Raw genomic sequence first — 23,802 nt, forward strand, 5'->3', positions numbered from 1 at the left:
CGGCGCCTTTTTTAAGGGAATTTTAGGTTTAGAGGATATAAATATGAAACATCAAAAGCAGTTTAAAACCAATCTAATAACTTTATCTCTGCTCTCCCTTTTTTCTTCATTTCATTCTTTCGCTGATCAGGCACAAGAAATAATAAATGAAGACGCGATAGAAGAAGTTGTTGCAACAGGTACGCGCCTTAAAGGCAGTGCTAGTGCGGTAATTGATGAGCGTAAAAATCAGGCGTTTGTCGCTGATATAATGGGTTCAGAGCAAATATCTAGAACGGGTGATAGTGATGCAGCTTCGGCACTTCGCCGTGTTACAGGCTTATCATTAGTTAACGATAAGTTTATCTATGTCCGTGGATTAGGTGAGCGTTACTCTAGCGTACGTTTAAATGGCGCGGTAGTTCCAAGCCCGGATCTAACACGAAATGTAATTCCACTTGATATCTTCCCATCAAGTATTATTGAATCGTTGGCTGTACAAAAAGCCTATTCACCAAATATGCCTGCGGCTTTTGGTGGTGGTGACGTTAATATCAGAACCAAGAGCATTCCAAATGATACTTTATTTAAAGTCGAAATTGGTGCCAGTTATAAAGATACAAACGACGAAGGCTATACATATAATGGTGGCAGTGATGATTGGTTAGGTAAAGATGATGGTACACGCGCATTACCCGGTTCAGTTAAGACTGCGTTAAATACCTATATCAATGGCCTGTCTGATATTTCGTATAGAAATATCAGAGATGTAGAGTCAAAACGTCAGGGGGCTGATATTGGCCAAGCTGCCGCGATAGACTTAAATAAAAGTTTAGCAAAAGCATTGCCAAGAGATTTTGGCTTGGAAAAAGAAAGTTTAAATCCTGATGCCGGTATTAAAGCTGTGTATGGCGACCGTTTTGATAACTTATTTGGCTTAGACGGCTCGTTTGGTTTCTTAGCGTCAGTTGCCTATGAAAATGAATGGTCCAATGCTGAGAAGTTTAGCGCTGTACTTTCTTCTGTTGACGCATCTGAGTCCTCATGTTCACAAGATGACTTTACTTGTTACTCTGCAACAGAGAAAGAAGTGTCAACCAAGCATAATATAAAGTTAAATAGCTCTCTAAATTTAGGTTATAAAATTGGAGGTCATGATTTAACAGCAACTTATATGATGTTACGAGATTCTGAAGATGAAGCCTCTGTTGCGCTTTACCAAGAACCTTCAAAGTCATTAAGTATTGATGCTGGGCAGTTGCAGCGTAGTCACTTAACCTCTTTTGAGGAACGAGAACTTGAAATACTTCAGCTTCGTGGAATGCACAATTTAGATTGGGGTTTTCTTGAAGGTGTTGGTGTAGATTGGCAGTATACTGACTCAACAGCGACTACAAGTATACCTGGTGAGCTTAAAGTAACGGTTCGTGATGAGTACTTAGATGGCAAATATCAACGTACTTTTTACAATGGTAGCTTAGGTGGTAATCCTTATTTGTATCGATTTGTAGAGCTAGAAGACGATGTAGAAAACTGGGGCGTTAATGTAAACAAAGTTTTTTACTTTGATAACGCCGAAGTAGAAATTGCGGGTGGTGGTTATTTTGTTGAAAAAACACGTGATTACCGCACTGATTTTTTTAACTATCGTTTTAACCAAACTCAGTCTTTAGATCTAGCACAAAGTGAAGAAGAAGCACTGTCAATCGGTAGTTTTTTTGCTAACGATGCTGTTGTTGATTCAACGGATGTCGAGTTATTGTTCCAAGAACCAACAGCTGATGATTACTTAGCAGCGCAAATGATTGATGCTTACTACGGCTCTTTTGACGTAACGTTTGCTCAAGATTGGCGTTTAAGCGGTGGTGTGCGTTACGAGGACTTCCGCCAAGTTGCGCTTGCTTTTTCTCGCTCAGCATTCGATCCTGCTTTATTGGCTGATAAATTAAGTGCAGATGCGATAGAACAAGCAAGTGTGATGGAAGATGAGTATTTTACTTCGTTATCTATGACATATAGTCAGCAATCGTATCAAGTTCGTTTTGGTTATGGCAACACGGTTGTACGCCCTGATTTGCGAGAGCTAAGCCCTGTTCAATTCCAAGATCCGCTGACCGGTTATCGAACGCTTGGTAATCCATTCTTAGAATCTAGTTACCTAGATAACTTTGATGCACGTATCGAGTTTTATATGGACAATGGCGATAATTACTCAGTTGGCGCATTCTATAAAGATATCGATAAACCAATCGAAGCACTATTAACAGAAAGCGACGGCCGTTTTACTCTGCAGTTTGACAATGCAGAAACAGCCTATGTTTACGGTATTGAAGCTGAATGGTTAACTGAGTTGCACAGTGATTTATTAGGGGGCGCTTTTTTTACTTCTGGAAATATAACGCTCAGTGATTCAGAAGTTGAAATTGCAGAAGAACAGCGCGGCGATCTCACGAACCTAAAGCGACGTATGACGGGCCATTCAAAGTATGTTGCCAACTTGCAACTGAATTACGATTCACATGATGGCATGCATCAAGCATCTGTTATCTACAATGTATTTGGTGATCGTATTTTAGCTGCGGGTGTTAATAACTTTGATGACGCTTACGAACAACCTTTAAACTCGTTAGACATGGTTTATAGTTATTACCCAACGTTTAATACCACATTAACACTTAAAGTGAAAAATATGTTGGGACAAAACTTTGAAGTAGAACAAAATGATGTGCTAATTCGTTCTCAAGAAACGCCTAGAGAATTAAGCGTGAGCTTTAGCTACGAGTTTTAAAGTCATCTAATAAAGGCAAATTACATAAGTCTCTATTATCTCAGCCCTGCCAAATGCAGGGCTTTTTAATATCTGCTATTTGTAAAACTAATGGTTGTGTATTATCTGTGTTATTAAAGAAGTGATCATTTAATGCAAATTGATATAAGGCTATTATTTTAATGATGATATGTGATTAATGATGAGTTGAACTATGTTGATATTAATTGGAGGAATTTTTGCGCCATGGAATAAGAGCTCAGTTGTTACTGAGCTGTTTGTTTACGTTAGTTACCGCTACCGCACTTTATACTAGCGTACAATGGATAACACTGATTTTTACTACCAGTATTTTTTGAAACCCATGCGCTACCATACCAGTCATATTCCGCATACTCATATTCATCCTCACCACACTGTGCTGCCAGTGATTTCTCGCTTATGACCTCGCTCTTTACAGAATTGATTTCCCGATATAAAACTGACAAAGAAGTTGCTATAACTACTATCAACTATTACGGTAGGGTAGGGTTGATGTAGATAAGCTTTTTGTTGAGCCCGATGTGTTCAACACTGGCAAAAGAAGTATTCGATTCTACATTGATTTCGTTAATATTTGCAGATACACCTAAAGATAGAAAAGTATAATGTTTTCATTTTTTTGATTCCTTTTAATAAATAAAATAATACACAATACATCTGACTATAAAATGCGAAATGATTATAAATCTTGTTTATTGCATTCTTATTAACTTACTTATATACAGATAGTCAGTTTCATATTGCAAAAAAATAGCAACAGATGAATCAGTTGGATGTCAAAAACACCGGTCTTTTACAATGACGCACAATAATCATAACTATTAGAAATATGATTATTGACTCAAGATGAAAAAATTTTATGTTCTATGAGTAACACTGGTGTTGCCTCGATCACAGTGCTAGATTGTTCGTTCTAAAAATTAAATCTCACGCAATGAATTTTAATTTTTAACGTATTAGGTATTTCTTATGACTCAAACAGTGGAACAAACAATGAAAAAAGTAGGATTGGTCGGATGGCGGGGCATGGTTGGCTCAGTGTTATTAGAGCGTATGCAACAAGAAAATGATTTTGCTCATATCGACACCACTTTTTTTACCACCTCACAAACCGGTCAGCTTGGCCCTGATTTAGCGGGTCCTGCAAAACCATTACTTAATGCAATGGATTTTGAATCGCTGGCAAAAATGGATATTATTATCACCTGTCAAGGTGGTGACTACACTAAAGCTGTGTATCCACAATTACGTGAAGCAGGCTGGGACGGCTATTGGATTGATGCGGCATCAGCACTGCGTATGAGCGATGACAGTATTATTGTACTTGATCCGGTCAATAAAGATGTGATTGAACAAGGTCTTGAGCAAGGCGTAAAAACCTATGTAGGTGGTAACTGCACAGTGTCACTCATGTTATTAGCATTGGGTGGTTTATTTGAGCAAGACTTGATTGAGTGGGTAAGCCCAATGACTTATCAAGCTGCATCGGGTGCCGGTGCTCGCAATATGAAAGAGCTCATTGCGCAAATGGGCTCTATTCATGCAAGTGTGGCTGACAAGCTAGCTGATCCACAAGCCGCTATTTTAGAAATTGATAAACTAGTCACACAGCAAATAGCCTCAAGCGATTTACCGCAAGAGCAATTTGGTGTGCCGTTAGCAGGCAGTCTTATCCCATGGATTGATGTGCCAATGCCATCGGGTCAATCTAAAGAAGAATGGAAAGCGCAAGTTGAAGCGAACAAAATTTTAGGTTCATCTAAACAGCCTGTGCCTATTGACGGTTTATGTGTGCGCATTGGTGCAATGCGCTGTCATAGCCAAGCTATGACCATTAAACTACGTGAAGATATTAGCGTCGAGAAAATAGAACAGATTTTAGCCTCACACAATGAGTGGGTTAAAGTTATCCCTAATGAGCGTGATATCACTGCTACGGATTTAACCCCAGTTAAAGTAACTGGTACATTAAGTATTCCTGTAGGGCGTATTCGTAAGTTAGCAATGGGACCTAAATATATTAGTGCTTTTACCGTTGGCGATCAGTTATTATGGGGTGCTGCAGAGCCACTGCGTCGTATGCTACGCATTATTGTTGATAATAAACATTAGTTTATTAGCTGCCATTTATTACAGTTAATATGGAGGGCTGGCAATGTGCCAGCCCTTTTACTTTTAAACACACTTAGTTGCGCGTGAATAGCCAGCAAATATAGTACGATGTTAATTAACGATTAATGCGTTCAAGTGAGTCTGCTAATTGGTCAATTCGGGTCCGTGTTGCATCTACTAAATCACTGATCTGATCAGCTGATCCTGACGAACGACTTGCCAGCTCTCTAACTTCTGATGCGACTACGGCAAAACCTCGGCCAGCATCACCAGCACGAGCAGCTTCAATAGCGGCATTCAAAGCTAGTAGGTTAGTTTGTCCTGCAATACCAGAAATACTGCCAACAATGTCACCGATTTGATTACCCACTTTTAAGAGTTCTTGCATTGCCTGATGTGTTTCTTTTAGTGCAATTTGACGATCAGTAATATCTACACCAAACACTACGTAACGTGTTACTTGATCAGAAAAATCCTTCAATTCACAAACCTGTGCATCGAACGAACGTTGAACTTGTTGTTTATCTGTAAATTCAACGACCAAACTTAGTTGCTCGTCTTGATTGATAGTTGTGCTCTGCTGCTTTTGAAGTTGTTGCCATATGGTATTCGCTGCTACTTTTGCTGCCTCGTTACTGCCCACTTTTTCAAGGAACAGTTTATTCATATTCACGAGCTCACCTGTAGGCTGAAATTCAACAACCATTAACGACCCATTAATGAGGGCTAATCGATCAAGAGAGTCTTTGGCTGATTGTTTAGTTACAGTAATGTCAGCTTGCACAGAGACATAACGATGTACTTTTCCTTGTTCGTTAAATACAGGATTAATTGACATAGCAATCCAATATGGTTTGCCTTGTTTATTATAATTTAATATCTCTTCATAAAAGGGCTGCTTTTGGCTAAGCTTATTGCGAATATTTGCAATGGTTTGGGGATCGGTGTCATTGCCCTGCAAGAATTTACCAGGTATTTTCCCTTTCACTTCATCGAGTTGGTAACCTGTCATTGTTTGAAAACCATTATTTACATAAAGAATTTCACCTTGTTCATTGGTGATAACAACGGCGTTACTGGTCTCATTAGCCACTAGCGATAACATTTCAACTTCTTCGCGTTTCGATACTTCATCGGTGACATCTTTTACAAACGCAGTATATAAAATCTCATCGCCGACAACGACTTTAGCTAAAGTAATTAAGCCCCAGCGAATAGTCTTTTCGCGAGTATGAATTGGTAATTCTATTGGCTTACCAATTAGCCGATTAACCCCGGTATCACGGTTACGATTGACGTAACTATCGTGTTTGCTGCGGTGCTCTGGTGCTACCAACATTTTAATATTTTGACCGATCATTTCCTCACGGCTATAGCCCCATATTTTCTCAGCCGCGGGATTAGCAAAAATGATCAAGTTTTGACTGTCGATAGTTATTACACCATCGTGAGCTTGCTCTAGAACTTGTTCAGTCATTGAGCGCTCATCACGCTCTTTACTGCAATCGCGGGCAAACGCTGTGTAGTAAAGCTTTTTGCCCATTTTTACTTGAGATAAAGTTATATTGATCCAGGTTGTTGAACCATCTTTACGCTCTATTTGCAGTTCAACGGCAGAGCCAACAATCCGATCTTCGTTAGTTGCACGGTGGCGATTTACATAACTATCATGGTTTTTTTGATGAACTTTTGGTACTAGCATACGAACATTTTTACCAAGTACTTCTTCAGCTTTATATCCCCAGAGTGTCTCGGCAGCATGGTTGATGTATACAACGTCATTATTATCATTAATGGTTATAACTGCGATTACAGTTTGGTCCATTGAACGTTTAGACAAATCATTATTTTTGAAAAACATGAAAAACCTTTTCATTTTAGTGTATTAACACACCAGTTTGCAGATGCTATTAGGCGTATTCAGGCTGTTTATTAGCAGTGTGTATTCGCTTTCTAAGAGCGATGAAATATTAGATAAGAGAAAGAGAAGTTAAGTAGCAGGGTTAGCCATATAACGAGCTTAATTCATTTGAAAATAAAATTAGTTATAAAATACATTACTCAGATAGTAGATACATCCTAAACAAGCTTTACAAACATTAGTCTGAGTTATTTAGCGTAACTCCTACCCGTCGAACGTTCTGAATGAACTATTGGATCAGTCGCAGCTATAATTATTTTCAGCAATAGGGTGACATCAAGAGGACAAGAGGATGAAATTCTAAACACTCATTGAATTATAGACCCTTGATTGATATATAGCTAACTTTCTCGAAAACGCAGTAATTAAACTCGTCATTAGCATTGTTTTTATTGTTGTCTTTACCTCGCTTTAGTTTTGTTACGGTTTAATTAGCTTGATAGTTTCTTGCTTAATACTCAACAGCTTACTATATTTATGAGAGTATTTATTTGGCCTTCTGTTATGAATATATCAAAAAAGTTAAAACTATCTTTTGCCTCAGCTATCGCCTTACCTCTTTTTATTATTGCGGCGCTAGTGATCACGCAGACAAGAGACCAAGCGCTTGATAACTTTGCGCAAATGAGCGAAAGAGAAGCACGGCAAATAGATAATGGTATTGCTATGTTTTTTTCTGAAATAGAAAAAAATGTTGATTATCTAGCTTCACATCAAATGGTCTTAGCTGCTAAACAAGATGTCAAAGCTCATGTTGACACAAATAATCCAGTGATGCTGAAACATCTCCAAGGCAGCAGTGTTGAGCGTGCCGCATTTCAACAGTTTGATCACTTCGGCCAAACTCACCCTGGGCTTGCTTATATTTATATGGGTAATGAACAAGGTGGTTATATTCAGTGGCCAGCGGGAGAAGTTAATGCTAATTATGACCCACGATCTCGACCTTGGTATTTAACAGGTAAATCTGCAAGTGGTAAAACGGTTCGCACTAGTGCTTATTATTGGGCAGCTGACGATATGGTTATTGTCTCTACCGTAAAAGCAATAAAAGATAATGGACAAATTATCGGTGTACAGGGAATGGATGTTTCTTTGCAAGGACTGACAGAAATTATTGCTAATATTAAGCTGGGTGAAACCGGTTACTTAATGTTGATTGAAGATACGGGAAATGTACTTGTTGATGTTAAAAATGAAAACTTTCGTTTTAAACGTCTGGCAGATATTGCGGATGGTAAATACAAACAGTTAGCTGCAAATACACAAGGTCAGTTTGAAATTGTCATCAATAACAAAGATTTTATTGCCAATATATATACTTCAGCTAAGTTGGGCTGGAAATTTATTGGTTTAGTTGAAAAGTCAGAGGTGATGAGCGCTGCAAACACCATGACATTGACAATTATAATTATTAGTACGGTGCTAATTATTGTATTCATTTTAATCGCAAGTTACATTTCAAAAGTAATTTCTTCGCCTATAGTTGAAGTCAGTGATGGTCTGACTGAAATTGCACAAGGTGGTGGTGATCTAACTCGACGACTCACAATTAAGACAAAAGATGAAACGGCTAAGCTGGCCAATAGTTTTAACCTATTCTTAAACTTGATTGCTGATTTAGTAAGACAGATCAACGAATGTGCACTAAATGTGAGCGGTACGTCAGAGCAAACGTCTACACAAGCATCGCAATTAACTTGTTCTACCTCACAACAACAGCAAGCACTGGAAATGGCGGCAACCGCAATTAATCAAATGGCTGCGACAGCCAACGAAGTAGCTTCAAGTTGTGCTAATGCGGCAGATCTGGCTATGCAAACGCAACAGGCATCAGAGATAGGTCAAACAGTGATCACAGAGACCGTTCAAAGCGTGGTTGTTTTGAGCGAAGTTATAAGTAAAGCAACGGATGATATATCGCAACTTGACACTGAAAGTGAAAATATCATGTCGATTTTAGGCGTTATAAGAGGTATTGCTGAGCAAACTAATTTGCTTGCTTTAAATGCTGCAATAGAAGCTGCTCGAGCGGGTGATCATGGTCGTGGTTTTGCTGTCGTTGCAGATGAAGTGCGTGCACTGTCGCAACGTACGTCTGAATCCACAGAAGAGATTGCTACGCAATTAGATAAACTACGTAGCATGTCTGGTCAAGTCACTACTGAAATGAAACGCAGTTTAGACAGCACTAATAAAACGGTTGAACTATCCCATGCTGCACAGCAACAATTTACGGAAATAACAGCGTCTATTGTTAATATTAGTGACTTAAATACGCAGATAGCAACCGCTGCAGAAGAGCAGCAGCATGTCGCTGAAGATATAAATCGCAATGTTATAGAAATTAAAAATGCGGCTGATGATGTTAGCGATATTGCCGCTAATACCAGTAATAATGGAGATAAATTAAAAGCCTTATCGCACGTTCTTACTGATTTAGTTGGTAAATTTAAAGTGTAATAATAACAGCGTCTAAAATAAGAATAATCAACATATAGCCATTCTTTGACAATTGAACTCATTATTTTGCAATGCTAATGAGTGTTGTCTGCTTTATAATAGTGATTTTATTCTATGTGCTGCATTAATTTTCTGGTATTTTTTTGGGGTTGAAATTCAAACCTTGTTGTTTTATGTGCTCGTTATAGTGGGAGGCAGATAATGGTTTTGAGAAATAAAAGCCTTGAAATTCTTTACACCCCATATTTGCCATAATTTCGACTTGTTGTTGTGTTTCAACTCCCTCAGATACGCATTTTATTCCAAGTTCATCACACATGACGTGAATTGCTTTTACTAAGCTCTTCTGCCTTGTTGAGCTTGTAACTTGGCTTATTAGCGAGCGATCAAGTTTTAGCTTATTTATAGGATATTCGGCTAAGCGCGCAATATTTGAATAGCCTACGCCAAAGTCATCTACGGAAATTGTGAATCCCCATGATTGTAGGTTTTGCATCAACGCCAATGAATATTCTTGGTTCGCTTCTAATGATGTTTCGGTCAGTTCTAATTCAATTTGACTTGGTTTGACATTAAAGTCCGCTAAGTATTTTACTAATTTTGACATGAAATCGCTTTGGCCAAAATCAAGCAATGATATATTTATTGCAACAGGCACTAGTGGGATTTCATCTTTGCTCCAAGTTGCAATTTGAGCACATACCTTTTGAATTATTAAATCTGTTAGCCGACTGATCATACGGTATTCCTCTGCGATCGGAATAAACACCGCGGGTGATACAACACCAAGAGTTTGACTGTTCCAGCGTGCCAATGCTTCAAGTCCAATGCACTTGCCGTCATGTGTTACTTTAGGTTGATAGTGTAACTCTAACTCGCCGTTATGAAGTGCTTCGTCCAATAACATTGATATTTCGTGTTTTTCTAAAAATTCTTGTGAGCGTTTTTCATCATAACCATTAATAGGGCGATGATTATCAGCAAGTTTTAATGCCTCAATTGCATTGTTTAATACATTAGCACTGCTTTTTCCTTGTCTTGGAAAGTTGGAAAAACCAAATAAAAATGACTGTTGGTATTTTTCGCCCCGGATTATATAAGGTTCATCAACCACATGTTTAATCTCGTTTAAGAGCTTATGTTCTATTTCGTTAGTAGTGCTTGTAGTTATTATAAATGCTAATTTATTATTACCTACATGAGCGCACAGAACGAGGGCTTCATTAGAGTCTTTTAAGCGCTTATAAGCAGATACTAAGTGTGCTTTTGCATCTGCTTTACTGTATTTGAGATTTAAATATTCATTATTCGCACTCTGGGTGACCACAATATAGAAATCGCCTTGGTACTTTGCTACAAATCTTTCACACTGAAGCTCAAACCATTCTCTATTGGGGAGGTGTGTTTGACCATCGCTGTAACGTAAACGTTTGTTTTCTTGCTCCATTGCTAATAAGTTTTGTTTTATTTGATGTTGTTCAGTGCAGTCATCAAAGCGCAGCACACAGTAATTAGAGTTAGTAACTTGCTGGCAATGTACAGTTTTATAGGTATTTTTATATTTAAATACTTGGTCCTTATGTTGGTTAGCTACAATTACTAGATTAGGTAATAATTTATCGAGTTTAACGGTGCTGTTTTTAACTGTTGCTTTGAAACCAAATAACGTTTTCGCTTGGCTGTTAAAATCTATAACGGTGTTATCACTATCGATAATTATTTTTGCAATACTTGATTCAGTAAAAAAAGTTCTATAAAGCTCTTTTTTTGCTGCTAGATGACTATTTGATTCTGCCATGGTTTGATTTAAGCGTTTTGCAGCAACAATGGTTCGCGCAACTGCGAGCGGAATACAGATATTAAAGAATAAAAATAATAGCCCTGATATATACCAGTCTGAATTTGGTAGTTGTGTATTTATAGAAGTCAGAGATGAAATATCAACGTTGTTTATTATAAAGTAAAAAGGCACGATATTTAAAATTGCATAACCTAGCGCGGTCCTCACACCTAACAGCATCAATGCAATAATAGGGCATGCATACATATACATAGAGCCTACCTTTGCAAGGTTGATGTCTGTTAAAAATACATTCATTGAGATTGTTGCGGCAACAATACTTAATAGCAGGGCATGTGCACATAAAGTAAAGTATTTACGGCTAGCAATTAGTAAGGTGGCCATTGTCACAGAAAAGCTTGCAGCAAGCACAATAATATATATTAAGTTGAACTCAATTGCGGCGTTTAAAGTATGGCAAAATACTGAGAAACATAAAATTACACCAGCGGTTAAAATAATGCGTAGTGCACTGATACGCCAGTTAGGTACTAGAACGTTTGAATTAACGTGATCTGATAGTAAAAAGTAGCGACTTAAGTAATGCATTATAGTTGGTGTAGATTTATCATTTTTTTATTAGACCATTGATAAATAGCTAAAAGCAATAATTTATTAGTTTTTAAATCCTTTACTAAGAATAAATGCTTGGTTTAGGGGGGAGGGAAACTACAGAGCAGCTTAATTATAATGGCGTTAGCACCCAAGCCTTTATATCCTTAGGTGCTAGTTTATCAATACTTAGCTTTTGGGTTTTAATAGTGTTTTTAGTTCTGCTATTTGCGCTTTTAACTCATTTATTTGCCCTTGGGTTGCGGGCAATGAATCTACATCGGCTTGCTCTTCGCGGGCATTGCGATGCTCCTCTGACATAACTTCTAAAATAGCGCCTACCATCATGTTTAAAAATACGAAAGCGGTTAAGAATATAAAGGTAAGGTAGTAAATCCAACTTAGCTTATAGACAGCCATGGTTTCGTACATGACGTCGGTCCAATCTTCAAAGGTTGCTATTCTGAACAGAGTTAACATTGAAATTGATACGTCTCCCCATAGGACTGGGTTTATATCAGAAAATAACATGCTACCAGTTGCGGCATAAATATAGAAAATAACAAACATTAATAGTGCAATGTAGCCCATTTGCGGTATGGCTTTTAATAATGAATTAACCAACAAACGCAGTTCTGGCACCATAGAGACTAAACGTAGTACACGGAATATTCGTAATAAACGGGCTATAAAAATGGTCGAACCTGCAGCTGGGTATAAACTGCCAATGACGATTATAAAGTCAAAAATATTCCAGCCTTTGCTAAAAAAGGCTTTTAAGCCTTTACTTGCAACATAGCGGATAATTAGCTCTATTAAGAAAAACACCGTGATGCCAACGTCCATCCAATGTAAAGCAAATTCAACAGTGGGGTGTAACGAATAAGTGTGTGCACCAACAGTGAGCGCTGATACGACAATAACGGCGATAACAAATGATTGAAATAGTTTACTTTTATCGATACGCTGGAACAGCTCTTGTAACTGCGACAACATCATAATTAGCCCTTAACGGTTATAGATATAAAACGTTTGCAATATACAGCAAAATCGTCACGGATGAATTACTTTTCCAGTTTAAAATGTAAGGAATTTTTAATGCTTTTCAATAGGCTAAAATGGGTTGTAAGTGCCTTCGCGGTTCTGTTTTTAACCGCTTGTAGTACTGATGCCCGCTATCACGAAGTTCAAGCTGCTCGCTTAGGCGAATGTAGTCATATGGCAGATAAAGAATACCATCAATGTATAAAGCGCCAAGAAGACGGTTACAAAGAATTTAAACAGCAGCAAGATATAGTCCCAGAGAACGACTTACGCCAAGAGCACACCACTAAAAATGACTAAAACGCAAAAGCAGCTCGATAAATTATTGCGCGCTACTTTAACTGGCGCATGCGAGCAGATCAAAGATCATCTAACAGACTTTAGTTGGTTAACTCATCATATAGATTTAAAAAAACCAGCTACATCACTTAAAGTCAGATGTTATTTTATTGATGCGCTTGCACTTGAGCAGGCAAAACAAAAGCAACAGCTAGCGTTAGTCGAAAGTATTATAGTAACAGAGCTGGCTGTTATTAACTTAACCCCTCAAGAGGTTCTGTTTTTAGCTGATTAAATTTAAGGAAAATCGATGTGTCTAATGTAATCAATAATCAAAATCCAGACTGATTGTTTATTGCACAAGCAAAGCTCAGGTTAACTATCAGAGCGTGAAAACACAACGATTACGGTGCTTTAGTTTGGTATCAAGATGACATACAGCTATAATCCAACAAAATAGTAAAAGAGATCCATTATGGCAGTTCCTACTCGTTCACAAATCACCCCTGGCACCGAAGTTAATATCGTTTTAAAACAAGATCAGCGTAGCGGCACATTAACGCAAGGTGTTGTTGAGCGCCTTTTGACTAAATCACCCAATCATCCGCATGGTATTAAAGTGCGCTTAGAGGATGGTCAAGTAGGGCGAGTGAAAGAGATTTTGTCATGAGTGCACTTACTTTAAGCGAATTCTGGCAATTAGTTACCGTTGCAGATAGAACCGCAGAGCCAGAATCAGTCAGTGAACGTTTAAAAGGTTTACTTACAGATTTAAGCGATGCACAGCTCATTGAATTTGATAAGCAATTTAGCATTTGTATGCGCCAAAGTTATACTTGGGAGCTATTCGGTGCTGCGTTTGTAATGGCCGGTTGCAATGATGAATACGGTTTCTCAGAATTTCGTTGTTGGTTAATTTCTCGTGGTGAAGCAGCTTTTAATGCTGCGCTTGAAAATGCTGATTCTTTGGCTGATTGCACACCTGTTTATCATTTAAACGAGCAGCCTTATCCTTACTTAGATGAGTATGACTTGATCGCTGGTTTATTATATGAACAGCGTAATGAAGACGAATTACCCTTTGCTCCTTCAGGCCTTGATCAACCCAAAGGTAAGCGCTTTAAAGATAAGCCTAAATTTTTAAAGTTGGCATATCCGCAACTATTTGCTAAATATTGGCAGTAACATAATATTAAAAACCAACCATGACTCAGTATACTGGCTGGTTTTTATTTTAATCACCGTAGCTATGCTATGCTGAGTATATAAATCAATAAATGTCAGGTATTTAATGCGCTATCGTAAAGTATTACTGTGTTTAGTGTCGGTTTGTTTAACTACAGTTGTCAGTGCTAAAACTGAGCTGCCAAGTAATAAAAGTCAGTTTATTAATTTATTCAATACTAAGGTTGGTAGTTATCAATTGGTATCAGGTGAGGCTAAAATGTGTGCTGGTGGACAGTTAGCATGGCTTGATGCAAATGAGCCTGATCTTGGCTTTAAGCTCGGTGATGAAATTATTTTTAATAACTTACACCATGGCACACAAACGAATAAAGTCGCTAACTTTTGTTTGGTCACTACTAAGTATAAATACACCACGCAAAGCATTACCATGTCACTACGCCATACTCGCTGTGAAAACGAGACAGATAATTTAGACACGAGCCAAACGCTGCGTTTTATTTCGCCTACAACGCTTGCGTACAGTGTAGAGAGCAGTAATGTTCGTTGTCAGTTTGAACTACAACTTTAAATTTAACGATAATGTGAGTTTTTTATAAATCACAACTTATTTTCGGTAAATGCTGCCAACGCGTTGTGTACTGAGGCGATAAAAATGCACGCTTCATATGCCATGCTTGGCTTTGTTGCTGACTTGCCAGAGTTAGCGTGTCGTAGCCGTATCGCTTATTAATTGAATCTAAACACTCCATTAGTTTTATGTTGTCTTGGCTAGGAGCAAATAGGTCGGGTTGTTGAAACTGTTGTGAACTAAGCTCGAGTGCACCCACACCACATTTATAAAAACGGACGTTGTGTTGATATAGCTGCGTAAATATTTCGCTAATTGCTTTAGCAAATACACGGCTATCTGCGCTAGATACGGGTAACTCATACACTAATGATTTTTTATAGTAATGTGACTCATGGGGCGAGCTTGCCACAAATAGTAACAGGCGTTTAGTTAAGGAGCGTTGCTGACGTAGTTTGCGAGCGACAATAATACTGTGATTGATCAACGCTGTTTTTAATGCAACCGGATCAGTTAAACGTTCACCAAAACTACGGGTCGAAAAAATTTCACGCTTATCTTGGCGTACATCATCCCAATTTAAACACACAATGCCATTTAGCTCATTAACTGTACGCTCAAGTACTACGCTAAATAAACGTTTCATACGTTTTGGTGTTTGTTTGGCTAAATCAAGCGCGCTGTTAATGTTAAGTAGTTTGAGTTTTTTAGCTAAACGTTTGCCAACGCCCCATACATCAGCTACATCCATCGCGGCTAAAATATGTTGTCGTGCTTGTTCGCTATCAATCACTGCAATCCCATTAAAACCGTTGAGCTTTTTAGCAGCATGATTAGCTGCTTTAGCAAGGGTTGGTGTAGGGCCAAAGCCAACTCCAACAGGGAGTTTTGTTTCGCGCCAAACTGTGCGACGAATTAACTGGCCATACTGATGCCAGTCATTAATGAGTGGGGTAAAGCCGTTAAACTGCAAAAATGCTTCATCAATCGAATATACATGTTGGGTGTCGCAAAAACGGCTGATCACATTCATCATTTTATCGCTTAGATCCGCGTACAACTCATAATTAGATGAGCGAATAACCACCTTATGTTTGGCCAGTAAATGTTTAACTTTAAAGTAGGGCTGAAACTTAGGGATATTTAAGCGCCGCGCGATAGGACATATCGCACAAATGCAGCCATCGTTATTGGTTAATACCACAACAGGTTTTGAGCGGATCGCTGGATCAAATACTTTTTCAGCGCTGGCGTAAAACGCCACTGCATCCACTAAGCAATACATTGGCGCAGCTCAGCACTAGAGCGATGTAATCGAATCGAACGAGTAACCACACCTTCTAATTGAAATTCATCACTATCAGTCAGTTGCACTGGGGGATATAAGTCCGATGCAGAGAGTAGCCGTGCATTAGTTTTATCTAATAATTTACAAACAAATAAACCATTTAAGTTAGCTACAATGACATCACCATTTTTAGCTTCTTCGGCGCGATCAACCAATAATAAATCGCCGTCAAAAATACCGACCTCTTGCATTGAGCAGCCGGATGCCACACCAATAAACGTCGCATCGGGGTGTTTGATCAATAGCTGATCCAGTGATAAACCAAGTTCTTTATACTGAGCGGCAGGTGATTCAAACCCGCATACGCCCGCTTCGATATAAATAGGAATAACAAACATAAATAATTAACCAAACACATATACTGTATAAGTGTACAGTATATGTGTTTTAGTTAACTTATGCCAAGTAATGAAGTTGCGATCACTGCATATTTTTAATCATTTTTTGAGCAGTATCTAAAAAGTCATTGATTTGTTGAGAGTTTAAGTTTTTGCACATTTGCTCATTAACATGCTGTTCGGCGTTTAATAGTTTGTCATAAAGAGCATGACCTTCAGAGGTAAACGATAAGATAAAGCAACGCTTATCGTGCTCACTGGCATCTTTGTCAATCAGCTTTAATGTAATTAGTTCTTTAACTAAGCGTGCAATTTGCGCTTTATCGCGCTGGGTTTGATTCACAATATCGTTAGCAGTGCAGTGAGTTGTCGCTGCAATAATATGTAGGCAACGCACATGCATTGCGTTTAACCCAAGCTCACCTGCATTAATAGCTTCTCGTATGGTAACGCGATAATTTTGCATTAAAGCAAATAATGTATTGGCCAATGAAGAGTTCATAATAAATCCATAATAGTTGACAAAGTCAATTAAATTGCTATAGTTGATTTTATCAACCAATGGGGCGTTGTGCAATTAAACACGTAAATAAACCTTCTGAGGAGATCAAAATGAGTAGAAAAGTACGTCGTGCAACCGTAATAAGCACAACAGCGATAGCCCCGCATTTAAAGCGTCTGGTTGTTGGCTCAGATGAGTTTCATGATTTTCCTGCGGATCAACAAGGTGCGTACGTAAAAGTACTATTACCACATGCTGGACAAGATGAGGTTGAAATTGACCTCAAAGCAGCTGAACCTGCACCTAAGCGCTCATATACAATCAGAGCTATAGATACTATTAACCATACAATTACGCTTGATTTTGTCGTCAATCAGCATCGTGGTATCGCAACTGATTGGGCTAAACAAGCAAAGCCTGGTGATAAACTCGCAATTGCAGGCCCTGGCCCTAAAAAGCTTGATGATTTTAGTCAGTCGCAGTATTTGATGATTGCTGATTTAACCTCAGTTAATACTATTAACGGGTATTTACAGCAACTACCTGCAACAGCTGATGTTGATGTGATCATTCATGTTGCTGACGCGCAGGATGTTATCGAGCTCGATACAATCAAAGCACACAGCAAACACACTATAAATTGGTTAATTACAATGCAGCCGCAAATAGATGTGGTTGATCAGGCTTCAGTGCTATTGAATCAATATACGCAAAAACCATTGATTTTCATGGCGCTAGAAGCTGCTATTGTGCGCACCATTAAAGATTTAGCGATTGATAAATATGCAATACCGCGTGAGAAGATTGTCTGCTCAGCGTATTGGAAGCAAGGTGTTGATGCAGATGGCAAGCTAACGGTTTAATCACATTATTAGCAGCAAGTAAGGGAATTAGAGTGCATACCCATGAGAGGAAGTTTACTTAAACAAAATAAGCGTCTCACAGCACTTACTTTAGAATAAGTAAACTTAGGTATGCACTCAGGTTCGGTGTCGAGACGTTAAAGAGTCTTAACTAATCGATTTAAGTATTTAACCATTCTAGCGGGCTAAATAAAGCGCTCACTGTATTAGTAGTTTTTGATGTAGAGCAAGAAAAAATAGCTAAGCCTTTATTGTGTGTTTGATTGTAGCAATGTCTATCTCGACAATTGCTCCACGCTTTTGGATCACTTGGGCGGCCAGTAAATTACCCGCTTGTGCACATTGTTTTATAGGTTGCTCTGTTAACCACTGGGCTAAAAAGCCGGCGTTAAATGAGTCACCTGCGGCGGTAGTGTCGATCACTTTTTCTACAGCGACAGTATTAAACAGCTCGACTGAAATTGAATTATCAAGGTGTTTTTTACTGTATTGGCAGCCATCTGCGCCGAGTTTTACAACGACCTCGTGAGCGCCTTGTTGGTGCAAACGCTCGGTACATTGCGCAACATTACTATCTCCCCATAATTGTGCTTCATCGTCAAAGGTCACTAATGCTAAATCGGCTAGTGCGTATGCTTTATTATTGGCAAGGTGGCAGTGCATCTTGCTTGACCATAATGCAGGGCGATAGTTGCTATCATAAATAATTTTTATCCCTTGCTGTTTTAGTAACGCTAAATGGCTGAGTAAAGTATGGCAATCTTGCTCTGCTAAAATTGCCAGGGAGATCCCCGATAAATAAATAGCATCAACTTCGGCAAGACTGGTTAGTACTTTTTTAAAATCAGCATGTTGCAATAAATATTTAGCGGCTGAGTCGCTACGCCAATACTGAAAAGTACGCTCCCCTGACACATCGTTTTGAATCATATACAAACCCGGTTGTTTGTTATGACTGAGCAGCACATTGTCAGTATTAATATGGTGAGCTTGCCATTTTTCAATCAGTGCACGACTTAGTGGATCAGTGCCCATGGCACTGACGTAATTGACGTTTACTTCATTGCCTGCGAGTTTTTTTAAGTAAATGGCGGTATTCATGCTATCGCCGCCATAATTTTGTTGCATGGCAGTAAATGGTTGGCCGCTAAGCTCAACCATACATTCGCCAATAATTGCGATGGACTTAGCTGTCATTTATAACGTCACTCCTTTTTTCCAAATAGCGACTTCACGAATGTCGTTTATTTCATTGCAAGTTGGCTGGCCGTTTACGATGTTGACTAGCAGTTCAACAAACTCCCCGTGGACTTGCTCCATTGAGACATCGTTAATTAAAACGCCAGCGTCAAAATCTATCCAGCGTTTTTTCTTATTGGCAAGTTCTGAATTAGTAGCAATTTTTAACGTTGGCACAAATCCACCATAAGGCGTACCGCGACCAGTGGTAAATAACACCATATGACAACCAGCAGCACCAAGTGCGCTGGTGGCAATAGGGTCGTTACCTGGTGCATCCAATAGATTTAATCCAGGTATTTGCAGGCGCTCACCATAGTGCAAAACCGCTTGTACTTTGCTGGTGCCGGCTTTTTGCGTACACCCTAACGATTTATCTTCTAAGGTAGTGATCCCGCCTTTTTTATTACCTGGCGACGGATTTTCATAAATCGGTTGATTATGAGCTTTGTAATAACCTTTAAAGTTATTAACCATGTTAACGAGCTTGTTAAAGGTCTCTTCGTCTTTACAGCGCGACATTAATAAAGTTTCAGCGCCAAACATTTCAGGTACTTCGGTTAATACCGTTGTGCCACCTTGAGCAATTAAATAATCTGAAAAATAACCCAGCATCGGATTCGCCGTGATACCAGACAAACCATCGCTGCCACCACATTCAAGGCCAAACTTTACTTCAGATAAAGTACCCGGTTGACGTTTATCTTGTTTTACTTGGGCATAAATTTGTTCAAGTAGCGCAACGCCTTCTTCAATTTCGTCATCCGCTTGTTGGGTGATTAAAAACTTAATGCGGCCTTCATCGTAATCCCCTAAGCCATCACGAAATGCCGGTAATTGATTATTTTCACAGCCTAAGCCAACGACTAAAGCGCCACCCGCATTTGGATGCAGTGCCATGTTTTGTAGCAGTATCCGTGTTGTATCTAAATCATCACCGAGCTGAGAGCAGCCAAACTGGTGAGGAAACGCATAAATGCCATCAATTTCTAATTGTGGATGACGCAGTTTAAACTCTTTGATCATTTGGTTGATCATGCCATTGACGCAGCCTACCGTAGGGATCAGCCAGATTTCATTACGAATGCCAATTTCACCGTTTTGTCTACGATAAATATTTACTTCAGGCGAAGGGGTCGCTTCACTTTGTTCAATAAACTCTGGAACATACTGATAATCCAGTTCATCATTGAGGGTGGTTTTAACGCAATGGGTATGCACCCAACCGCCTTTTTGAATATTCTCTAGGGCAAAGCCAATGGGGGCACCGTATTTAATAACATTCTCTTGTTTATTAATATCGCGCAGCGCCACTTTATGGCCTTTATCAATGTTCTCATTGACTAAGATCTCTTCGCCATCAACGGGCAATATTTCACCAGCGGTGATATTACGCATTGCAATGGCAACATCATCAGTTGGGTGTAGTTTAATTAATGGTTTCATATTATTGGCCTAACTGGTTAGTAAGCGTAGTAGCTACACCTTCAGTGAGCATATTACGTAGGTGAGCTGTAACGGTGGCAGTTAATTCAGGAAGTTCATTTAAATCACTTTCCCAATGCCATTGTGCCCCTAGTACTTGTTCAACAAGCGTGTTTAAGGATAGGGTGTTGTTATCAAAGTCATGCCACAGGGTATTAAATAGTTCTAGCCATTGTGGTGCATCGCTCAATTCAATTTGCTGCTCATTACGTAGGCCTTTATACATCAAAATTTGCCCTGCAATAGCCAATGCCATCATATTCGGTACGGCGTTATTTGTTTTCACATAGGTGTGCAACTGCGGCAAAATACGGGTCTTAAATTTAGTCATACTGTTGAGTGAAATAGCCAGTAATAAATGGCAAATATACGGATTTCTAAAGCGGTTCAGTACATCATTGGCAAAGCGCTTTAATTCATCTTCAGGTAAATCAAGAGTGGGAATAATTTCAGCAAAGATTAATTGTGTTAGGTATTTTTCAAACAAAGGATCGGCCAGCGCATCGCCCACAGAATCAATGTTCGCCATGTAAGCTAGTGGCACTAAAGCCGTATGAGCACCATTTAAAATACCGACTTTTTGTTGTTTGTAAGGTGAAATATCATCAACAATTTTTATATTTAGATCACTGTCTTGCAAGCATAATAATTCAGCTAGATGCTGCGGTCCTTGAATAACAAACAAGTGAAAGTACTCAGCGGTCACCATAAAGTTATCTAAATAACCTAACGATTCTTGTAGTTGTTGATGCTCATCACGGGGGAAGCCAGTGACAATACGGTCAACTAAGCTTGAGCAAAAGTGGTTAGCTTCATTCAACCAGCTTGAAAACGCCTCAGGTAGTTGCCAAAGTTGGCAGTATTGAAACACGATTTCTTTGAGTTTCTCGCCGTTGTAGTCAATTAACTCACAAGGGATGATCACCATGCCGCTGTCAGCTGAGCCGTTAAAGTGATTAAAGCGATGGAACAACCACTGCGTTAATTTAGCTGGGAATGCTTTAGCGGGAGCGTCATCGAGTTTATCAGTATCAATATATTCAATACCAGCTTCAGTGGTATTTGAAAAAATAATTTTCAGATCCGGATTCTCAGCTAATGCCATATAACGCGGAAAATCTTTATAGACAGGAATTTCTTCATTGATTGAACTAATAATACGGTGATCGGCGACGGTTTCACCTTGCTCGTTTAAGCCACGAATAATAGTGGTATACAAACCATCTTGAACATTAAGTAAAGGAATTGCGTCATAATCAATAGGGCGGATCACCGCAACGCCGGCGTTTAGATCACTTGTTTCATTGAGTTTATCAATTTGCCAATCGATAAATGCACGCAAGAAATTCCCCTCACCGTATTGCATTATTTTTGTTGGGTATTTGTTTTTATTAAAGTTTTTTCTATTCAGTGCTTGCATAATATGAACCTATAAACGTTATATGGGCTGATTGATATTTACATCTTAGCTATATTTGCCACCGGTGGCAAATAATATTTGACAAATTGCCACCGGTAGCGAAGAATGGGTATTAACAAGTTTAGTCAATTCAATTTACATTGAATTAGTAATTACGTAATAAACACTTTATACAGGAATTTAAAATGACAGCCACTTTGTTTGATCTAACTTCAAAAACGGCACTCGTCACCGGTGCAAGCCGCGGACTGGGTCAACAAATTGCACTGGGTTTAGCAGCTGCTGGCGCCAAGGTTATTTGCAGTAGTAGTAAAGAGCACGGCTGCCAAGCAACGTGTCAGATGATCAAAGAGCGCGGTGGTGAGGCGTATGATTATGCAGCTGATTTGAGTAATACGGATTCAGTGAATGCCTTAGCAGCTACAGCCTTAGCTAATCATGGCGGTATTGATATTTTGGTTAATGTTGGCGGCACAATATTTCGCAGCCCTGCGGTGGATTACCCGTATGAGCAATGGCAGAACGTGATGAAAGTAAACCTTGATGCCAGTTTTTTATTGGCCCAAGCGGTTGCGCCAAACATGATCAAACAAGGGTTTGGCAAAATAATTAATATTGCCTCAATGCTGTCATACAGCGGCGGTATGACAGTCCCAGCATATACCGCGAGCAAACATGCGGTAGCGGGTCTTACTAAAGCGCTGGCAAACGAATGGGCGCAACACAATATTCAGGTTAATGCTATTGCGCCAGGTTATTTTAGAACCGATAACACCCAAGCATTACAAGATGATGCCGCTCGTAATAGTGAAATTGAAAAGCGTATCCCTGCGGGGCGTTGGGGTGAAGCTGAAGACTTAATTGGTTCAGCCATATTTTTATCATCAACAGCCAGTGACTATGTCAATGGCCATATTCTCGCGGTTGATGGTGGCTGGTTAGCACGATAATTTTTAATTTTAGGTAGCATGTTATGAGCACACAAATAGAGTCACGTTATGCCGTTGGTCCAAATGAAGTTAAAGGCTATGACACCCAACAGTTAAGAGATGAGTTTTTGGTCGACAAACTTATGCAAGAGAACACCATTTATTGGTTATACACTCACTACGAGCGTTTTATGGTGGGCAGTGCGGTGCCAACCAGCGCACCGCTTAGGTTAGAAACGGTAGACAACTTAAAAGCAGCAAACTTTTTAACGGGTAGAGAGCTTGGTGTGATCAATGTTGGCGGCAGCGGCACGGTGACTGCTGATGGAGAAGATTTTCAGCTTGGCTATAAAGATGCCTTGTATTTAGGTAAAGATACCAATGAGGTGCTGTTTACTAGTCATGACAGTGGCAATCCGGCAAAATTTTATCTTAATTCTGCACCAGCTCACCACAAATATCCAAATAAGTTAGTGACACGTAATGATGCCAATGTATTGCATTTAGGTGCGCTTGAAACCTCCAATGAGCGCGATATTAATCAGATGCTGATCAATACCGTAGTACAAACATGCCAACTACAAATGGGGCTAACGGAATTAAAACCAGGCAGCGTCTGGAATACCATGCCAGCTCATCAGCATGATCGTCGCAACGAAGTGTATTTTTATTTTGAAGTGCCAGAGCAGCAAGCGGTGTGTCACTTTATGGGCGAGCCGACTGAAACTCGCCATATTTGGGTACATAACGAGCAAGCAGTGGTATCGCCACCATGGTCAATTCACTCAGGTGCTGGCACACAAAACTACAGTTTTATTTGGGGCATGGCTGGTGAAAACCTCGATTATGATGATATGGATAAATATCAACCAAGCGAGCTGAGATAATCAGCTCTTTAATGATCATATAGCGATAAGAAGAAA

General features: G+C 39.2%; 20 protein-coding genes. 11 read left to right on the forward strand and 9 right to left on the reverse strand.

Annotated features, from left to right (window positions below; translation table 11 throughout):
- Positions 1–43: 43 nt before the first annotated feature.
- Both H5180_RS04395 and asd read left to right on the forward strand, forming a co-directional pair.
- On the forward strand, positions 44–2,767 hold the full coding sequence (locus H5180_RS04395; RefSeq protein WP_145235564.1) for a TonB-dependent receptor plug domain-containing protein: 2,724 nt from the start codon (positions 44–46) through the stop codon (positions 2,765–2,767).
- A gap of 990 nt (positions 2,768–3,757) precedes the next feature.
- Positions 3,758–4,900: an aspartate-semialdehyde dehydrogenase gene (asd, locus tag H5180_RS04400; protein WP_182731235.1), complete on the forward strand. Its 1,143-nt coding sequence runs from the start codon at positions 3,758–3,760 to the stop codon at positions 4,898–4,900.
- Between the two features lie 115 nt (positions 4,901–5,015).
- Here asd and H5180_RS04405 read toward each other — a convergent pair whose 3' ends face one another.
- Complete coding sequence (locus H5180_RS04405; RefSeq protein ID WP_182731234.1) at positions 5,016–6,761, reverse strand: PAS domain S-box protein; 1,746 nt, start codon at positions 6,759–6,761, stop codon at positions 5,016–5,018.
- Between the two features lie 564 nt (positions 6,762–7,325).
- Between H5180_RS04405 and H5180_RS04410 the strand changes: the two genes are divergently transcribed.
- Positions 7,326–9,284, forward strand: a complete 1,959-nt coding sequence (locus H5180_RS04410; RefSeq protein WP_145235555.1) for a methyl-accepting chemotaxis protein — start codon at positions 7,326–7,328, stop codon at positions 9,282–9,284.
- 124 nt (positions 9,285–9,408) lie between these two features.
- Here the strand turns inward: H5180_RS04410 and H5180_RS04415 are convergent, their stop codons facing one another.
- Together H5180_RS04415 and H5180_RS04420 are read right to left on the reverse strand one after the other, a co-directional pair.
- The gene (locus tag H5180_RS04415) at positions 9,409–11,673 is read right to left on the reverse strand and encodes a GGDEF domain-containing phosphodiesterase (protein WP_182757739.1); all 2,265 of its coding nucleotides are present in this window, start codon (positions 11,671–11,673) and stop codon (positions 9,409–9,411) included.
- Positions 11,674–11,865: 192 nt separating this feature from the next.
- The gene (locus H5180_RS04420) at positions 11,866–12,672 is read right to left on the reverse strand and encodes an ion transporter (RefSeq protein WP_182731243.1); all 807 of its coding nucleotides are present in this window, start codon (positions 12,670–12,672) and stop codon (positions 11,866–11,868) included.
- A gap of 102 nt (positions 12,673–12,774) precedes the next feature.
- Between H5180_RS04420 and H5180_RS04425 the strand changes: the two genes are divergently transcribed.
- The 5 genes from H5180_RS04425 (at position 12,775) to H5180_RS04445 (ending at position 14,755) form a co-directional block, all read left to right on the forward strand.
- Positions 12,775–13,020 carry a hypothetical protein gene (locus tag H5180_RS04425; RefSeq protein ID WP_182757740.1) on the forward strand — a complete coding sequence of 82 codons (246 nt, stop codon included), beginning with the start codon at positions 12,775–12,777 and terminating at the stop codon, positions 13,018–13,020.
- Entirely contained in the window at positions 13,013–13,294 is a 282-nt protein-coding gene (locus H5180_RS04430; RefSeq protein ID WP_145239153.1) for a hypothetical protein, read from the forward strand. The genes H5180_RS04425 and H5180_RS04430 overlap by 8 nt, the downstream gene beginning before the upstream one ends.
- 180 nt (positions 13,295–13,474) lie before the next feature.
- A complete protein-coding gene (locus H5180_RS04435) occupies positions 13,475–13,669 on the forward strand; it encodes a YwbE family protein (protein ID WP_145239148.1) in 195 nt (64 codons plus the stop codon).
- The gene (locus tag H5180_RS04440) at positions 13,666–14,184 is read left to right on the forward strand and encodes a DUF4240 domain-containing protein (RefSeq protein WP_145239146.1); all 519 of its coding nucleotides are present in this window, start codon (positions 13,666–13,668) and stop codon (positions 14,182–14,184) included. Before H5180_RS04435 ends, H5180_RS04440 begins: the two co-directional genes overlap by 4 nt.
- A 106-nt stretch (positions 14,185–14,290) precedes the next feature.
- The gene (locus tag H5180_RS04445; protein ID WP_145239144.1) at positions 14,291–14,755 is read left to right on the forward strand and encodes a hypothetical protein; all 465 of its coding nucleotides are present in this window, start codon (positions 14,291–14,293) and stop codon (positions 14,753–14,755) included.
- A gap of 22 nt (positions 14,756–14,777) precedes the next feature.
- Here H5180_RS04445 and H5180_RS04450 read toward each other — a convergent pair whose 3' ends face one another.
- The 3 genes from H5180_RS04450 to H5180_RS04460 form a co-directional block, all read right to left on the reverse strand.
- The gene (locus tag H5180_RS04450; protein WP_145239141.1) at positions 14,778–16,040 is read right to left on the reverse strand and encodes a Y-family DNA polymerase; all 1,263 of its coding nucleotides are present in this window, start codon (positions 16,038–16,040) and stop codon (positions 14,778–14,780) included.
- A complete protein-coding gene (locus H5180_RS04455) occupies positions 16,028–16,441 on the reverse strand; it encodes a LexA family transcriptional regulator (protein ID WP_145239137.1) in 414 nt (137 codons plus the stop codon). Before H5180_RS04455 ends, H5180_RS04450 begins: the two co-directional genes overlap by 13 nt.
- Before the next feature lie 82 nt (positions 16,442–16,523).
- Positions 16,524–16,943 (reverse strand): MarR family winged helix-turn-helix transcriptional regulator, encoded by a 420-nt coding sequence (locus H5180_RS04460; RefSeq protein ID WP_145239134.1) that lies wholly within the window; start codon positions 16,941–16,943, stop codon positions 16,524–16,526.
- Between the two features lie 110 nt (positions 16,944–17,053).
- Here H5180_RS04460 and H5180_RS04465 point away from each other — a divergent pair, with 110 nt between their 5' ends.
- Positions 17,054–17,806, forward strand: coding sequence for a siderophore-interacting protein (locus tag H5180_RS04465; RefSeq protein WP_182757741.1), 753 nt, complete (start codon positions 17,054–17,056; stop codon positions 17,804–17,806).
- 240 nt (positions 17,807–18,046) lie between these two features.
- Here the strand turns inward: H5180_RS04465 and H5180_RS04470 are convergent, their stop codons facing one another.
- The 3 genes from H5180_RS04470 to H5180_RS04480 are packed head-to-tail and all read right to left on the reverse strand — an operon-like array spanning position 18,047 to position 21,950.
- A complete protein-coding gene (locus tag H5180_RS04470; RefSeq protein ID WP_182757742.1) occupies positions 18,047–19,003 on the reverse strand; it encodes a sugar kinase in 957 nt (318 codons plus the stop codon).
- Positions 19,004–20,491, reverse strand: coding sequence for a UxaA family hydrolase (locus H5180_RS04475; RefSeq protein ID WP_182717259.1), 1,488 nt, complete (start codon positions 20,489–20,491; stop codon positions 19,004–19,006). It abuts the gene before it with no gap.
- 1 nt (position 20,492) lies between these two features.
- Positions 20,493–21,950, reverse strand: a complete 1,458-nt coding sequence (locus tag H5180_RS04480; protein WP_145239122.1) for a tagaturonate reductase — start codon at positions 21,948–21,950, stop codon at positions 20,493–20,495.
- 185 nt (positions 21,951–22,135) lie between these two features.
- On the opposite strand from H5180_RS04480, the gene H5180_RS04485 reads away from it, so the two are divergent.
- The gene (locus H5180_RS04485; RefSeq protein WP_145239119.1) at positions 22,136–22,900 is read left to right on the forward strand and encodes an SDR family oxidoreductase; all 765 of its coding nucleotides are present in this window, start codon (positions 22,136–22,138) and stop codon (positions 22,898–22,900) included.
- A gap of 23 nt (positions 22,901–22,923) precedes the next feature.
- Positions 22,924–23,766, forward strand: a complete 843-nt coding sequence (gene kduI, locus H5180_RS04490) for a 5-dehydro-4-deoxy-D-glucuronate isomerase (RefSeq protein WP_145239116.1) — start codon at positions 22,924–22,926, stop codon at positions 23,764–23,766.
- Positions 23,767–23,802 lie beyond the last annotated feature (36 nt).

This window comes from Pseudoalteromonas sp. SR41-4 (assembly GCF_014163985.1).
In the GTDB taxonomy this organism is placed as follows: domain Bacteria; phylum Pseudomonadota; class Gammaproteobacteria; order Enterobacterales; family Alteromonadaceae; genus Pseudoalteromonas; species Pseudoalteromonas rhizosphaerae.